This window comes from Micrococcus sp. ACRRV (assembly GCF_022346985.1).
GTDB lineage: Bacteria > Actinomycetota > Actinomycetes > Actinomycetales > Micrococcaceae > Micrococcus > Micrococcus porci.
Map to the genome: position 1 here is coordinate 1 of NZ_JAKRNH010000058.1, position 15,317 is coordinate 15,317.

Annotated in this window: 13 protein-coding genes and 1 tRNA gene; 5 read left to right on the plus strand and 9 right to left on the minus strand. The window is 76.0% G+C overall.

All coding sequences use genetic code 11. The features are described 5' to 3' along the window. Positions 1-13: 13 nt before the first annotated feature. Positions 14-1,198, minus strand: coding sequence for a site-2 protease family protein (locus MHY29_RS07480; protein WP_239239615.1), 1,185 nt, complete (start codon positions 1,196-1,198; stop codon positions 14-16). Then, complete coding sequence (locus tag MHY29_RS07485) at positions 1,195-1,896, minus strand: HAD family phosphatase (RefSeq protein WP_239239618.1); 702 nt, start codon at positions 1,894-1,896, stop codon at positions 1,195-1,197. The genes MHY29_RS07480 and MHY29_RS07485 overlap by 4 nt, the downstream gene beginning before the upstream one ends. A gap of 71 nt (positions 1,897-1,967) precedes the next feature. On the opposite strand from MHY29_RS07485, the gene MHY29_RS07490 reads away from it, so the two are divergent. After that, positions 1,968-2,939: a proteasome assembly chaperone family protein gene (locus MHY29_RS07490; RefSeq protein WP_224354873.1), complete on the plus strand. Its 972-nt coding sequence runs from the start codon at positions 1,968-1,970 to the stop codon at positions 2,937-2,939. Between the two features lie 69 nt (positions 2,940-3,008). Here MHY29_RS07490 and mshC read toward each other — a convergent pair whose 3' ends face one another. The 3 genes from mshC to MHY29_RS07505 form a co-directional block, all read right to left on the minus strand. Next, positions 3,009-4,274: a cysteine--1-D-myo-inosityl 2-amino-2-deoxy-alpha-D-glucopyranoside ligase gene (mshC, locus tag MHY29_RS07495; protein ID WP_224354874.1), complete on the minus strand. Its 1,266-nt coding sequence runs from the start codon at positions 4,272-4,274 to the stop codon at positions 3,009-3,011. A 50-nt stretch (positions 4,275-4,324) separates the two neighbouring features. Next, positions 4,325-5,158 (minus strand): undecaprenyl-diphosphate phosphatase, encoded by an 834-nt coding sequence (locus tag MHY29_RS07500; protein ID WP_224354875.1) that lies wholly within the window; start codon positions 5,156-5,158, stop codon positions 4,325-4,327. A gap of 89 nt (positions 5,159-5,247) precedes the next feature. Beyond that, complete coding sequence (locus MHY29_RS07505) at positions 5,248-5,475, minus strand: hypothetical protein (RefSeq protein WP_224354876.1); 228 nt, start codon at positions 5,473-5,475, stop codon at positions 5,248-5,250. Between the two features lie 65 nt (positions 5,476-5,540). Between MHY29_RS07505 and MHY29_RS07510 the strand changes: the two genes are divergently transcribed. After that, positions 5,541-5,777: a DUF5703 family protein gene (locus MHY29_RS07510; protein WP_224354877.1), complete on the plus strand. Its 237-nt coding sequence runs from the start codon at positions 5,541-5,543 to the stop codon at positions 5,775-5,777. Between the two features lie 23 nt (positions 5,778-5,800). On the opposite strand, the gene MHY29_RS07515 is transcribed toward MHY29_RS07510, so the two are convergent. After that, positions 5,801-7,129, minus strand: a complete 1,329-nt coding sequence (locus MHY29_RS07515; protein WP_239239621.1) for a M20/M25/M40 family metallo-hydrolase — start codon at positions 7,127-7,129, stop codon at positions 5,801-5,803. Positions 7,130-7,240: 111 nt separating this feature from the next. On the opposite strand from MHY29_RS07515, the gene MHY29_RS07520 reads away from it, so the two are divergent. After that, positions 7,241-7,324, plus strand: a tRNA-Leu gene (locus MHY29_RS07520). 125 nt (positions 7,325-7,449) lie between these two features. Beyond that, a complete protein-coding gene (gene malQ, locus MHY29_RS07525) occupies positions 7,450-10,890 on the plus strand; it encodes a 4-alpha-glucanotransferase (protein WP_239239624.1) in 3,441 nt (1,146 codons plus the stop codon). Positions 10,891-10,937: 47 nt separating this feature from the next. Here malQ and MHY29_RS07530 read toward each other — a convergent pair whose 3' ends face one another. Genes MHY29_RS07530 through MHY29_RS07540 form a run of 3 tightly spaced genes read right to left on the minus strand, consistent with a single transcriptional unit; the run spans position 10,938 to position 14,592 of the window. Next, positions 10,938-11,843: a MaoC/PaaZ C-terminal domain-containing protein gene (locus MHY29_RS07530; protein WP_224354880.1), complete on the minus strand. Its 906-nt coding sequence runs from the start codon at positions 11,841-11,843 to the stop codon at positions 10,938-10,940. A 2-nt stretch (positions 11,844-11,845) separates the two neighbouring features. Then, positions 11,846-13,204: a 3-oxoacyl-ACP reductase gene (locus MHY29_RS07535; protein WP_239239627.1), complete on the minus strand. Its 1,359-nt coding sequence runs from the start codon at positions 13,202-13,204 to the stop codon at positions 11,846-11,848. A gap of 44 nt (positions 13,205-13,248) precedes the next feature. Continuing rightward, positions 13,249-14,592, minus strand: a complete 1,344-nt coding sequence (locus MHY29_RS07540; RefSeq protein ID WP_224354882.1) for an acetyl-CoA C-acetyltransferase — start codon at positions 14,590-14,592, stop codon at positions 13,249-13,251. A gap of 85 nt (positions 14,593-14,677) precedes the next feature. Here MHY29_RS07540 and MHY29_RS07545 point away from each other — a divergent pair. Then, on the plus strand, positions 14,678-15,317 hold a 640-nt coding region (locus MHY29_RS07545; protein ID WP_239239630.1), incomplete at its 3' end, for a TetR/AcrR family transcriptional regulator.

A 15,317-nucleotide genomic window follows, 5' to 3' on the forward strand; every position in this document is an offset into this window, starting at 1 on the left:
GCGGTGGCGTCGCTCATGGACGGGGCTCCTCGGGGTCGGGGCGGCTCGCGGTGGCGAGCGCGGTCAGGATTCTCTCGCGGGGCAGCACCGAGCGGACGGCGCCGTGGCCGTCCGTGAGCACCCACACGGGGGTCGCGTCGAGCCCGGGGACCCCCGGGCGGGGGTCCGCCGCGGACTCGGCGGCCGTGGCCAGGGAGGCCACGAGGGCGCCCCCGGACGGGGGCAGGGAGTCCGCGGCCAACACGGCGTGCGGCGCCACGGCCCGGCAGGCGGCGGCCACGGGGACGCGGGCGCTGGCGGCGGCCCCGTCGAGGGCGGCGCGGTCCAGCACGCCGACGGGGCGGCCGGCCTCGTCCACGGCCACGACGGCGAGGCCCGCGGGGACGCCCGCCAGCACCGCGGCGGCGTCGGCGTCCACGGGGACGGCGAGGGCGGGGATCGCGAGGTCCGCCAGCCGCACCCCGGCCAGGCGGCGGCCCCAGCGGCCGCGCTCGACCGACTCGGAGGCGCCGCGCCACAGGGTCACGGCCACCCAGACGAGCAGCAGGGACACGACCAGGCCGGGGCGCTCCCCGCGCACCAGCGGCACGGCCACCCAGCCGATGACGAGTGCCGCGGCGATCAGCCGACCAGCCCAGCCGGCGGCGGCCACGCCCCGGTCCCGGGAGCCCGTGGCCGCCCACACGGCGGACTCCACCATGCGGCCGCCGTCCAGCGGCGCACCGGGCAGGGCGTTGAAGCCGGCCAGTAGCAGGTTGGCCCAGACGGTGGCGTCGACGAGCAGACCGGGAACGCCCCGCACGTCGGCTGCGGCGCCCAGGGCCCAGGCGAGCCCGGCGAGGACGACGTTGGCCGCGGGGCCGGCCAGCGCGGTCACCACGGTGCCCACGGGCGTCGCCTGCGGAGCCGCGAACTGCGTGTGCCCGCCCCAGAGGGTCAGCACGATCTCCTGCGGGCGCTGGCCGAAGGCCCGCCCGGCCACCGCGTGGGCGGCCTCGTGGGCCAGGACCGACAGGGCGAGCAGCGCGGCATAGCCCAGGGCCACCAGCCAGGCCGCCCCTCCGAGGCCCGGGAGGGCGCGGGCGACCTGCGGACCGAACAGCAGGACGACCGCACCGGCCACGGCGACCCACGCGGGCGAGAGCCGGACGGGGGCGCCGGCGATCCGGCCGAGGGTCAGGGCGCGCGGGCCGCTCATCCGGCGGCGCCGGGCCGCACCGCGGCGAGGTCGGCCAGGCCGCGACCGGCGAGGGTGCCCCACTGGACGGTGGCCGCCCCCTCGGGCAGGGGCAGCACGCTGGGCACGCCCACGGTGGGGAGGCCGGCGGCGACGGCGGCCGCCACGCCGACCGGGGAGTCCTCCACGGCCACGCAGTCCTCCGCGCGCAGCCCAGGGACGTGCGCGGACAGCTCCTCCAGCGCCAGGAGGTAGGCCTCCGGGTCCGGCTTGCCGCGGCTCACGCGGTCGCCCGTCACGACCACCCGCAGGGCACCGGCGGGGGCCCGCTCCGCCAGGACGCGGGCCAGCGGCGCGTGGGACATGGTCACCAGCGCGCCGGGGACGCCGGCCTCGGCCTGCGCGGTGAGCAGCTCGAGGGCCCCCGGGCGCCACGGGGTGGCGGCCTCCACACCGCGGGCGACCTCCGCCATGGTGACCTCGATGATCTCCGGCACCTCCATGCGCAGGCCGGCGGCCCGGAGCGAGCGCGCGCCCTCGTCGAGGGGGCGCCCCACCAGGGAGGCCGCGAGCCCGTCGGACCACGTCCCGCCGTGCTCCTCCACGAGGCGCCGCTGGACCGCGTTCCACAGCGGCTCGGTGTCCACGAGGGTCCCGTCCATGTCCCACAGCAGGGCGGCGGGCAGGACGGGCGCGGGCGCGGCGGGGGTGCGGGGCATGCTGGCATCCTATCGAGGCCCCGGAAGGCGGGAGGTGACCACGGGCGCCGCGGCGTGCCTAGGGTGGGCCCATGGACGAACAGACGGACCCCGGATCCCTGGACGGCGCCCCCTCCCCGGAGGACCGGCTCGGCGCCCTGCGCGCGCACCTCACCGCCACCGTCCCGGAGGTGGAGGACGGCTCCCGCCCGCCCGCCGTCCTGCTGCTGGCGTTCGAGGGGTGGAACGACGCCGGGGAGGCCGCGACCGGCGCCCTCGCCGAGCTGAGCGCCCAGTGGGAGGCCGCCCCGGCCGGCGTCGTCTGCGACGGGGAGTACTACGACTACCAGGTGACCCGTCCCGTGGTGCACCGCGACGCCGACGGGCTCGGCACGCTCGAGTGGCCGGCCCTGCGCGTCCACGAGGCCCGGCTGGACGCGCACGGCGCCCCCGTCCCGGACGGCGAGGCGGTCCCGGCCGACGGCCTGCGGGTCCTCCTCGCCTCCGGCGTCGAGCCGAACGTGCGCTGGCGCGCCTACGTGGAGGAGCTGCTGCGCTGGGCCGAGGCGGAGGGCGTGGACGCCGTCCTGACCCTCGGGGCGCTGCTGGCGGACGTGCCCCACAGCCGCCCGCTGCGGGCCCGGCCGACGTCGCCGCTCGTGGCGGTCCGCGTCGCCGTCGACGCCGGCCTGCCCGCCTACGAGGGGCCCACGGGCATCGTCGGGGTCGTGACGGACGAGGCGGCCCGGCGGGGCACCGCGTCTCTGTCCCTGTGGGGGGCGGTACCGCACTACGTGGCGCAGGCGCCCTCGCCCAAGACCCTGCTGGGCCTGGTGGAGGCCGTGGAGGACCTGCTGCACGTGGAGCTGCTCACCCACGCGTTGCGGGACGACGCCCAGGCCTGGCAGCGCGGCGTGGACGAGCTGGCCCGCGAGGACCCGGAGGTGGCGTCCTACGTGCGCCGGCTCGAGGAGAGCCAGGACGCGCAGGAGCTGCCCGAGGCCTCGGGCGAGGCCATCGCGCGCGAGTTCGAGCGCTACCTGCGGGGCCGCGGCCGTGACTGACCGCCGCGCCGACCTCGGTGCGGGTCTCTCCCGCCCCGGGCCCCGGGACGGTCGCCCGGCGCTGTCGGCTCAGCGCAGGCGCAGTCCGAGCAGGGCGTCGACGACGTCGGCCACCGGCAGGGGCTCGGCCGTGGTGGAGAGCCCGTCGAGGGTGCCGTCGGCCCAGGCGTCGAGCACGCGCAGGGCGGCGGGGGCGTCGAGGTCCTCGGAGAGGGCGGTGTGCGCGGCCGCCAGGACGGCGGCGCCGGCATCGGCGTGGGGGCCGTCGAGGGCGGACCGCCAGCGGGCCACGCGCTCCTCGGCCGCCGTGAGGAGGTCCTCGGACCACTCCCAGTCGGAGCGGTAGTGGCGGTCCAGGATGGCCGCGCGGATGGCCACCGGCTCCACGCCCCGGGCGCGCAGGCGGGAGACGAGCTCGAGGTTGCCCAGGGACTTGGACATCTTCTGCCCGTCCAGGGCCACCATCCCCGAGTGCAGGAACGTGTGGGCCAGGGGACGGCCGTCCACGGCGGTGGCGTGGGCGGCGGAGAACTCGTGGTGCGGGAAGCGCAGGTCCGAGCCGCCGCCCTGCACGGTGAACGGCGCAGGCAGGTGCTCGCGCGCGATCGCGGAGCACTCGATGTGCCAGCCCGGGCGACCGGAGCCGAGCGCCCCGCCGTCCCAGGCGGGCTCGCCCTCGCGATGCACGCGCCACAGCAGCGGGTCGAGGGGGTCTCGCTTGCCGGGGCGGCCGGGGTCCCCGCCCCGCTCCGGGAACACCTCCTCCATCTGCGCCCGGTCCATCGCGCTGACGGAGCCGAGCGTCCAGCCGCCGCGGGCCTGGGCGGCCGCGGAGTCGAAGTAGACGTCGCCGTCGGGCTCGCCATCCGTGCCCGGCACGCGATACGCGGTGCCGCCCTCCAGCATGGCCTCCACGGCGCGGACGACGAGGTCGATCGCCTCGGTGGCGCCGACGTAGTGGTCCGGGGCGAAGACGTTCAGGGCCTCCATGTCCGAGCGGAACAGGTCGGTCTGCTCGCGGGCCAGCTCGCGCCAGTCCACGCCCGTCGCCTCGGCCCGCTCCAGCAGCGGGTCGTCGACGTCGGTCACGTTCTGCGTGTAGGCCACCTCCAGGCCCGCGGCGCGCCAGTAGCGCTGCAGCAGGTCGAAGGAGACGTACGTGGTGGCGTGGCCCAGGTGCGTCGCGTCGTAGGGGGTGATGCCGCAGACGTAGAGCGACGCCGTCCGGGCGTCGTTGCCCGGGTGGCGCAGGGCCTGCGTGGCGGTGTCGAAGACGCGCAGGCGGTCGGGCTGGACGGGCAGGGCGCGTGGGGCGGGGGTGCTCCAGGACTTCACGGTGCTCCTCGTGGGGGACGACGACGGCGGGGGCGGGTCCGCGGTGGGGTTCAGGCGGCGATCAGGCCGGTGCCGAGCAGGACGAACAGCACCAGGCCGAGGGCGATGCGGTACCAGACGAACGGCATGTAGGAGTTGGTGGTGATGAACTTCATCAGCCACGCGATCACGGCGTAGCCGACGACGAACGCGATCGCGGTGGCCAGGATGGTCTCCCCCATGCCGTACGGACCGGCCTGGCCGGGCTCGGTGACGACCTTGGCGACCTTGTAGAGGCCCGATGCGAACACGGCGGGCACAGCGAGCAGGAACGCGTAGCGGGCGGCGGCCTCGCGGGTGTAGCCCATGGCCAGGCCGGCGGTGATGGTGCCGCCGGAGCGGGAGACGCCTGGGATCAGGGCGAGGGCCTGGGCGAAGCCGTACACGATGCCGTCCTTGAGGGTCAGCTTCTCCAGGGGCTTGGTCTGGCGCCCCTTCCGGTCGGCGAGGGCCAGCAGCACGCCGAAGACGATCAGCATGGTGGCCGTGATCCAGAGGGAGCGGAACTCGGTGTCGATCCAGTCCTGCAGGAGCAGGCCCAGCACGCCGATGGGGATCGAGCCGATGATGATGAGCCATCCCATCCGCACGTCCGGGTCCGAGTGCGGGACCTTGCCGGCGAGGGCCTGGAACCAGCGGGAGATGATCCGGCTGATGTCCTTCCAGAAGTAGATCAGCACGGCGGTCTCGGTGCCGAGCTGCGTGATGGCGGTGAAGGCGGCCCCGGGGTCGGCCGCGGACGGCAGGAACTCGCCGACGATGCGGATGTGAGCCGAGGAGGAGATGGGGAGGAACTCCGTCAGGCCCTGCACGAGGCCGAGGATGATTGCTTCGATCCAAGTCACGGAGGGTCACTGTACGGCATGGCCCCGCGCCCGCCCTGGGCGGGCGGGCGCGGGGCCGGGGATCGGGCGTGAGGCCCGGGGAAGAGGGGTCAGTCCTCCTCGTCGAGGTCGTCCTCGTCGTCGAACAGCTCGAGGGGGGTGACCTCCTCGGTCTCGGCGTAGAGGGCCTCCTCGTACGCGTCGAAGGCGTCGGCGACGGCGAAGAAGGCGGCCTCCACGGCCGGATCGTCCTCCCCGCGACGGTTCTGCGCGGCGACGAGGTGCTCGTTCAGGGCGGAGGTGAGGGCCTCGAGGGCCACGCGGGCGTCAGAGCTCATGCCCCCACCGTAGCCCGGCGGTCCCTCCGCCACCAGGTCCGCCGCGGTCTGCCACCATGGACGGTATGCGTGAGCAGCTGATGTCCTCGACCCTGGACTCGATCGCCCGGGGCGAGAAGTGGGAGTACCTCGTGATCACCGTGGCCCCGCACGAGTCCCTCGCCGACGCCCGGCGGCGCCTCGTGGACCACGCCGAGTACGGGCAGTGGGAGCTGCAACGATCCGTCCACTACCGCGGCGGGACCCGCCGCCACTGGATGCGGCGGCGGGTCATCCGGGTGCGCTCCACGCTGCAGTCCTGAGCGGCCCCCGCTCAGGACACCGCTCAGGCGCGAGGCTCGAGGACGTGCTCCAGCACGCGGCAGCCGAACCGCAGGGACTCCACGGGCACGCGCTCGTCGATCCCGTGGAACAGCCGCGTGAACTCCAGGCCCGAGGGGAGCTGGAGCGGGCTGAAGCCGTAGCCCGCGATGCCGAGCCGGTGCAGCGACTTGTTGTCCGTCCCCGCGCCCAGCATGAACGGCAGCACGTGGGCGCCGGGGTCCTCGGCGTCGAGGGCCGACGCCATCCGCTCCACGAGGTCGCCGGAGAAGGGCACCTCCACGCCGGTGTCCTGGTGTTCGGGGGAGATCTCGATGCCGTCGCCGGCGAGGTCGGCGAGCTCGGCGAGGGTCTGCTCCTCCTCGCCCGGGATCAGCCGGACGTCCACGGTCCCTGTGGCGGTCGACGGGATGACGTTGTGCTTGTAGCCGGCGGTGAGGCCCGTGGGATTGGAGGAGGTGCGCAGGGTGCCGGCCACCCAGTCCCGGGCGTGGCCGAGCGCCTGCAGCTGCGGCGTCGGGTCCCGCTCGTCGAACGGGGTGCCGGTGATCTCGGCGACCTCCTCGAGCAGCTGGCGGGTGGTCTTGGTGTAGGTCAGCGGCCAGGGGTGGCGGCCGATCCGCTCCATCGCCCCGGCCAGGCGGGTGACGGCGTTGTCGGTGTGCGGCGCCGATCCGTGGCCGGGGGCCCCCTGCGCGCGGAGGTTGAGCCAGGCGAGCCCCTTCTCCCCCGTCTGCACGAGGTAGGCGCGCGTCCCCGCGACGTCCGTGGAGAAGCCGCCGACCTCGCTGATCGCCTCCGTGCACCCCGCGAACAGCTCCGGGCGATGCGCCACCAGCCACTGGGCGCCGAAGACGCCGCCGGCCTCCTCGTCGGAGAAGAAGGCGACGACGACGGGGCGCCGGGGTCGCCGGCCGGTGCGGGCCAGGTGGACGAGCACGGACAGGATCATCGCGTCCATGCCCTTCATGTCCACGGCCCCGCGGCCCCAGATCATGCCGTCCCTGAACTCGGCGCCGAAGGGGTCGACGGTCCACTCGTCGGGCTCGGCGGGGACCACGTCCGTGTGCCCGTGCAGGACGAGACCGGGCGCCTCCGGGTCCCACCCCTCCAGCCGGCCCACCACCGAGACCCGGCCCGGGGCGGACTCGATCAGCTCCGGCTCCATGCCGGCCTTGCGCATCCACGCGGCGCAGAGCTCGGCGGCCTCGGGCTCGCCCACGGAGCGGCCGCCGCCGTGGTTGGTCGTGTCGATCCGGATGAGGTCGCGGCAGATCTCGACGACGTCGGCGTCGGCCGTGGACGGGGCGGTGGAAGGGGTCGAGGCATCCATGCGGCGAGCCTAGCGGGGCCGGATTCGCATGTCGCGCGGAGCCGTGCTACAGTTCTCGAGTTGCCTGCCGGAGAACGTCGAGAAATCGGACGGTGCCGGAGGCGCTCCTGAGCGCGAGTGGCGGAATTGGTAGACGCGCAGCGTTGAGGTCGCTGTGCCCGCAAGGGCGTGGGGGTTCAAGTCCCCCCTCGCGCACACCTCAGTGAGAGGCGAAGGCCCCGGTCCTGTGGACCGGGGCCTTCGTCGTGTGCGCCGCGCTCTAGAGTGGAAGCGGCAGGCGCGCCCCGCCTGCCTCACCGTCACGGAAGGTCCTCACCTGCATGCCTGAGAACGCCCGCGCCCTCCTCCGCCGCCTCGCCCGTGCGCACGGCGTCCAGACCGAGTACGTCGGCCAGGACGGCTCCGACCAGTCCGTCGCGGACGAGACGCTGGTCCGGGTCCTGTCGGCGCTCGGCGTGGAGGTCGACGCCGACGGCGTGGCCGGCCTCACCGAGGCGCTCGATGCGGTGGACGCCGCGCCGTGGCGGGACGTCCTCCCGCCCACCGTCGTCGCCCGGCAGGGGCACCGCTCGACCGTGCCGGTGCACGTCGCCCGCGGTGCGGCCGTGCAGGTGCGGCTGGTGCAGGAGGACGGCCGCGTGGTGGACCTGCCCACCCGTGAGGCGGTCGGGGCAACCCTGGTGGTCGACGGCCAGGAGCGGGTGCGCCACGACCTGGACCTTCCCGAGGACCTGCCGCTGGGCTGGCATCGGCTCGAGGCGGTCTCCGAGACCGGCTCCGTCGCCAGGGCCACGCTCGTCTCCGCCCCCGCCGCGCTGACCACGGCCGCCCCGTTCCTGGCCCGGCGGGGCTGGGGTGTGGCCGCGCAGGGGTACTCGGTGACGTCCTCGGGATCCTGGGGCGTCGGGGACGCCCACGACGCCGGCTCCCTCGCCGAGCTCGCGGCCCCGCACGGGGCGGACTTCCTGCTGCTGCACCCCCTGCACGCGGTCGAGCCGGCGGGCGCCCCCGCGGACTCCCCCTACTCCCCCGTGTCCCGCCGGTTCCTCTCCGCGTTCCTGATCCGCGTCACGGACATCCCCGAGTTCGCCGCGCTGCCCGCCGAGGAGCAGAAGCGGCTGGCCGCCGCGGGCCGCGCGGTGCAGGAGGCCGTGCTCACGGGCGGGACGATCGACCGCGCCGCCGTGGCCGAGGTGCTCTGGCCCGCGCTCGAGGCGGTCTGGCGTGCACCCCGCACGTCCGAGCGCGACGCCGACTATGCCGCCTTCCGCGACCGGCAGGGGACGGGCCTGGACGACTTCGCCGCCTGGTCCGTCCTGCGGCGCGACGCGCTGCGCGCGGGCGTGGCAGGCCCGGATCCGACGGACCCCGCCGCGGGGCCCGGGTCCGACGGCGTCCGGCGGGTGCGCGCCGAGCGCGCGGACGAGCTCGACTTCCACCGCTGGGTGCAGTGGATCGCGGACGAGCAGCTCGCGGCCGCCCAGGAGCGCGCCCGGGAGGCGGGCATGCGGATGGGCGTCATGCTCGACCTCGCCGTCGGCGCCACGCGCGGCTCGGCCGACGCCTGGATGCTCGGTGACGTTCTCGTGCCCTCCATGTCCGTGGGCGCGCCGCCGGAGGTGTTCAACCAGCTCGGCCAGGACTGGTCCCAGCACCCCTGGCATCCGCGGCGTCTGGCCGAGACCGGCTACGCCGCCTTCCGGGACATGCTCCGCACTCTCATGGCGCACGCCGGCGGACTGCGCATGGACCACGTCCTCGGGCTCTTCCGCCTCTGGTGGATCCCGGAGGGCCTCGGCGCCCCGCAGGGCGCCTACGTCCACTACGATCACGAGGCCATGCTGGCCGTCCTGACCCTGGAGGCGGAGCGGGCCGGCGTCGTGGTGATCGGCGAGGACCTGGGCACCTTCGAGCCCTGGGTCCAGCGGCGGCTCGCCGAGGCCGGCGTGCTCGGCACGTCGATTCTCTGGTTCGAGCAGGAGGACGGCGTCCCCACGCCCCCCGAGCAGTACCGGCGCCTCTGCATGGCCGCGGTGAACACCCACGACCTCCCGCCCACGGCGGGCTACCTCGAGGGCGTCCACATCGACCTGCGCGAGCGCCTGGGGCTCTACACCGCGGACGTCGCCGCGGAGCGGCGGCGCTCCGCGGCCGAGGTCGAGGCGTTCCTGGGCGCGGCCCGGAAGCGCGGTCTGCTCGAGGCCACCGGGCCGGGCGGGGTCGAGACCGTCGAGGACCGGGTGGTGGCCCTGCACCGGCTGCTCGCGCAGGCGCCGTCGGCGCTGCACTGCGTAGGCCTCGTGGACGCGGTGGGCGAGCGCCGGATCCAGAACCAGCCGGGCACGCTCCAGGAGCAGTATCCGAACTGGACCGTCCCCCTGGGGGACGCCGACGGCCGCGTCCTGACGGTCGAGGACCTCGCCGGCACGGCCTCCGTCAGCCGGCTCTTCGACGCCGTCGCGGCCGAGCTGGACGCCTCGGTGCCGGTGGGGATCGCCGTCGCGTTCCACACCTCGCCGCTCGCACAGCCCGGCCAGGGCGACGCCGGCGGCCTGAACGTCTACGTGCGCCACTCCGCCCGCGCCCTCGCCCGGCTCGGGGTCCGCATGCTGCTGCTCACCCGCGCAGAGTCCCCCGTGGGCCCCTCCGGCGTCCGGGTGACGACCCTCCCCCAGGGCGAGGGCGCCCCGGACGTGACGGTGGTCGAACTGGCCGCCGGCCCGCAGGAGCCCGTGGCGAAGGAGGAACTGCCGGCCCACCGCGAGGCCTTCACGGCCGCGGCCCGGGAGTGGCTCGCCTCCGCCGACGTTCCGGGCGGTCCACTGCTCGGCGCGGCGGGCGCCGCCGCTGCCCGGGTGCGCTTCGTGCACGCCCACTACTGGCTGTCCGGCGACACCGCCGCCGCCGTGGCGGACGACCTGGGCGCGCCACGGGTGCAGACGATGCACACGACCGGAGCGGTCAAGTCCGCCGGGGACCCCGGCCATCCCGAGCCCGCCGAGCGGCTCGCCGCCGAGGCCGACCTGGTCCGCCGCGCCGACCTCCTGGTGGTCAACTCCCCCGCCGAGTCCCGCGACCTCCAGGAGCTCCTCGACGTCGACCGTGACCGTGTCCGAGTGCTGCCCCCGGGCGTGGACCTCGAGTCGTTCACCCCGGAGGGCCCGTCCCGCTGGCCCGGAGGCGACGCCGTCGGCGCCGACGCGCTGCGGGTGCTGTTCGCCGGCCGGGTCCAGGAGCACAAGGGTCCGCACGTGCTCGTCGCCGCGCTCGCCGAGCTGCGGGCCCGCGCCGCGGACGGCGACCCGCGGGTGGTGCTGCACGTCAACGGGGAACAGTCCGGCCCGGCCGACCTGGACCTCCCCGCGCTGGCCGCCCGGCTGGGCGTCGCCGACCTCGTGACGTTCTCCCCGCCCGTGCCGCCGGTCGAGCTCGCCGCACAGATGCGCGCGGCCGACGTCGTCGCCCTGCCCAGCGCCTCGGAGACCTACGGTCTCGTGGCCGTGGAGGCCCAGGCGGCCGGCACGCCGGTGCTCGCGCACCGGGTGGGCGGCCTCGTCCACGCCGTGCAGGACGGCGTCTCCGGCCGTCTGGTCATCCCGAACACGGCGTCGGCGTGGGCGGACGCCCTCGCCGCGGTGCGGGAGGACCGTCAGGCGTGGGACGCCATGGCCCCGGCGGCGGTGCGGCACGCCCGCGCCCACGCCTGGTCCGGCTGGGCGGAGGGACTGCTGGACGCCGTGGCGGGGTTGCCCCGCCCCTGAGCACGCCTCGCCGAGGAGCTCAGGGGCGGGCGCGCCCGGCCGACGGCTCAGGGGCGGGCGTGGCGGATCCGGCCGTCGAGGTGCGGACGCCCGCGGCGCGGGTCCCAGGCGCTGACGCGCGTGGACCCGTCCGCGGCGGCCTCGTAGCGGACGGCCACCCGGGCGGGCAGCACCACTGGCGCGTGGAACTCCACGTCCCATCCGAAGCCCTCTCCGAACGCGGCCGCGCGCGGCTCGCGGCGGTTCAGCATGCGAGCGGCGAGCAGCATGCCGTGGGCGATGGCGCGCCGCTGGCCGAAGGCCCGGGCGGAGAGCGCCGAGAGGTGGATCGGGTTCCAGTCGCCGGACACCTCGGCGTACCGTCGCCCGGCGCCGCCGTCGAACATCCACTGGGCCGTGGGGGCGGGGGGCGTGAACTCCGGCCGCTCCGGGCGCTCCGGCCGGAGCGGGGCCAGGTGCACGCCGCGGGCCAGGTAGCGGGAGACGCCCTCCCACGCGGCGGGCGCGTCGTCGGTCTCACCCGCCTCGCGGACGGCCACCTGCAGGTCCACGGCGGTGCCCGCGTGGTGCGGCACCAGGCCCACGGCCCGCGCCGTCACGTCCAGGGCTTCACCGGCCGCGACGGGGCGGCGGTGCTCCACCGCGTTGGTCAGGTGGACCATCCCGGGCAGGGGCAGGGGGAAGTCGGGCTCCGCCATGAGCGCCATCGCGGCGCCGAACACCTGGGTGTGCACCAGAACGGACGGCACGGAGGCGGGGTCCACGGGGCCGATCTCCGCCTGCCAGCGCCGCAGCGCCCGCTCGGGGATCCGATGCCCCTCCACCACGAGGCGCTCGTCCGGCAGCTCCGCGGGGCGGGTGCGCCGGCGGGCGGCGTCCGCGAGGGCCTGACCGGCCGCCCGGCGGTAGAGCCCGGCCAGCGCGGGCATCGAGGACTCGGTGCGGGTGTGCATGCTCAGGCTCCCAGCATGGACTGGCCGCAGACGCGCAGCGTGGTCCCGTTGATCCCGGACGCCGCGGGCGAGGACAGGAAGGCCACGGCCTCCGCGACGTCCTCGGGCCGGCCCCCCTGCTGGAGGGAGTTCACGCGGCGGCCCAGCTCGCGGGTCACCAGCGGGATCTTGGCGGTCATCTCCGTCTCGATGAAGCCGGGGGCCACGGCGGTGATGCCGCCGCCGCGCGCGGCGAGGTCCGGGGCGGTGGCCGCGGTCAGGCCGATCACGCCCGCCTTGGAGGCGGCGTAGTTCGTCTGTCCGCGGTTGCCCGCGATGCCGGAGATCGAGGCCAGCCCCACGATCCGGATGTCCGGGGACACCACGTCCGCCGCCTCCGCGGAGAGCAGGACCTCGTTGATCGCCAGCTGCGAGGCGGTGTTCACCGCCAGCACGGCGTCCCACCGGGCCGCGTCCATGTTGGCCAGGAGCTTGTCCTTGGTGATGCCCGCGTTGTGCACCACGACGTCCAGGCGTCCGTGCCGGGCCCGGGCGTGCTCGACGATCCGCGCGCCGGCGTCCGGGGCGGTGATGTCGAGGGGCAGGGCGGTGCCGCCGAGCTCGTTGACGATCCGCACGAGGTCCTCGCCCGCGGCGGGCAGGTCCACGCCGACGACGGTGGCCCCGTCGCGGGCGAGGGTGCGGAGGATGGCGGCGCCGATGCCCCGGGCCGCGCCGGTCACGACGGCGACGCGTCCCTCCAGGGGGCGGGCATCGGCGGCGGCCGGGGCGGAGCCCGCTCCGGCGGCCGCGGGCAGGAACTGGCCCGAGACGAAGGCGGCGCGGCCGGAGAGGAGGAACCGCAGCGCGCCGGCGGGACCGGCGTCGCCCAGCCGGGCGCCCCCGCGCAGCAGAAGGCCATTGGCCACCCCGCCGCGCCGCATCTCGTGCGCCAGGGAGCGGGTGAGGCCCATGACCCCGGCCCGGGCGGCGCGCACGGCCGGCACCTCGGCCTCCTCCGGGTCCTCGACCACGGTGACCACGTGGGCGCTCGGCTCGAGGGAGCGCAGCGCGCCGCCGAGCGCGAGGGCCGTGTCGGACAGGTCCCCGGGGGCCGCGACGCCGTCGAAGCAGGCGATGACGGCGGCCAGCCGCTCGCCCTCCGCGGGATGGGCGACGGCGCGGGCACCCTCGGCGGTCACCAGGGCGCGGGCGGCGTCGGCCGCCGACGTCGCGCCGAGCACCAGCACGGTGCCGCGCACGGCGGGGTCGCCGGCCGTGTGGCGGCGCAGCTCGGCCGGCTGGGGCAGGCCCAGTGCTCCGGTGAGCCGCCGTCCGAGGCGGGTGCGGACGAGGTCGCCGTAGGGGTCGTTGGCGGGCATGAGGGTCCTTCCGGTGGGACGGTCGAGTCGGGGGTGGGTGGGACTCAGCGGCCGCGCAGCAGGGCCACGATGCCCTGGCCGCCGGCGGCGCAGACGGAGACGAGGCCGAGGGATCCCTCGCCCTTCTCGTGCAGCATCTTGGAGAGCAGGCCCACGATGCGACCGCCGGTGGCGGCGAACGGGTGCCCGGCGGCCAGCGAGGAGCCGTTCACGTTGAGCTTGGCACGGTCCACGGAGCCGTAGGCGCCCGGCAGGCCGAGCCGGGTGCGGCCGAACTCCTCGTCCTCCCACGCCGCGAGGGTGGCCAGCACGGTGCCGGCGAAGGCCTCGTGGATCTCCACGAAGTCCAGGTCGTCGAGCGTGAGGCCGTGGCGGGCGAGCAGGCGGGGCACGGCGTACACGGGGGACATGAGCAGCCCGTCCTCGCCGTCCACGAAGTCCACCGCGGCGTTCTCCATGTCCACGATCTCGGCGAGCACGGGCAGGTTCCGCTGTACGGCCCAGTCCTCCGAGGAGAGGAGCACGGCGGAGGCGCCGTCGGTCAGGGGTGTGGAGTTGCCGGCCGTCATGGTGGCCTCGTCGCCGAGGTGGCGGCCGAAGGCGGGCTTGAGGCCGGCGAGCTTCTCCACGGTGGAGTCCGGGCGGAGGTTGTTGTCCTTGGCCAGGCCGCGGAAGGGGGTCACCAGGTCGTCCTGGTAGCCGGAGGCGTAGGAGGCGCCGAGGTTGCGGTGGCTGGCGGCGGCGAGCTCGTCCTGGGCCTGGCGGGTGATGCCCCACTGGTGGGTGGTCAGGGCCTGGTGCTCGCCCATGGACATCCCGGTGCGGGGCTCGCCGGCCGCGGCGGGCTCGGGGACGAGCTGGCCGGGGCGCAGGGAGGAGAGGGCCTTGAGGCGGTCCTTGACGGTCTTGGCCGAGTTCAGCTGGAGCAGCACCCGGCGGGCGCTCTCCGAGACGGTCATGGGGGACGCGGAGATGGAGTCCACGCCGCCGCCGATGGCGGAGTCGATGCGGCCGAGGCGGATCTTGTCCGCGAGGGTGCCGATCGCCTCCATGCCGGTGGCGCAGGCGACCTGGATGTCCGCGGCGGGCGTCTCGGAGGAGAGGGCGGAGCCCATGACGGCCTCGCGGGTGAGGTTGAAGTCCTTCGGGTGCTTCATCACCGCGCCGGCCGAGACCTGGCCCAGGCGCTCGCCCTGCAGGCCGAGGCGGGCGACGAGGCCGTCGATGGCGGCGGTGAGCATCTCCTGCTCACCGACCTCGGCGTAGGCGGTGAAGGCGCGGGCGAAGGGGATGCGGTTCGAGCCGACGACGACGGCGGGGCGCAGCTCTCCGCCGGCGATGGCGGGACGGGCGGTCTCGGCGGGGACGCGGGGGGACTCGGTGCTCATGGCGGTCCTTCCAGATAGGCGCGCCGGGCGGCGCGGGGTCGGCGTCTGATGACTGGTACGAACAGTACCTGATACGGTGAGTCATGTGAACTGGAACACCTCGACCGCGCTGGCCCGAGACGGGCGAAGCGCGCGGTGGGACCGGCACCGGCAGGACCGCCGCGTCGTGCTGGTGCGGGCCGCGCGGGCCGCGGTCCACGAGCTCGGCCCCACGGCCTCCATGGACGAAATCGCCGCGCACGCGGGCACGTCCAAGTCGGTCTTCTACCGGTACTTCGGCGACCGGGCGGGACTGCGCCAGGCTGTGGCCGAACGTGTGACCGCCTCCATGGAGCGCCGGCTGCGCGAGGCCGCCGTCGACGCGCCCGACGGCGTGAGCGCCCTGCACCGCATGGTCGCCGAGTGCCTCTCCGTCGCGGCCTCCTCCCCCGCCGTCTACGCGTTCGCCGTCACCCAGGGCGGCGCCGCGGACGGCACCGGCCCCGACCTGGGCCCGTTCTTCGAGCGCATCGCCGCGCTCCTCGCCGAGGGCCTCGCCCGCACCCTGCCCGCGGCCGACGCCGGCCCCGGCACCACCCTGGTGCTGTGGCCGCGCGTCGCCGTCGGCACGGTGCGCGCGGCCGTCGAAGCCTGGCTCGCCACCGAGGAGTCCGTGCGACCGGACCCGGTGCGCACGGCCCACGACGTGGCCGGCTGGCTGCTCGCCGGGCTGCGTTCGGCCGACC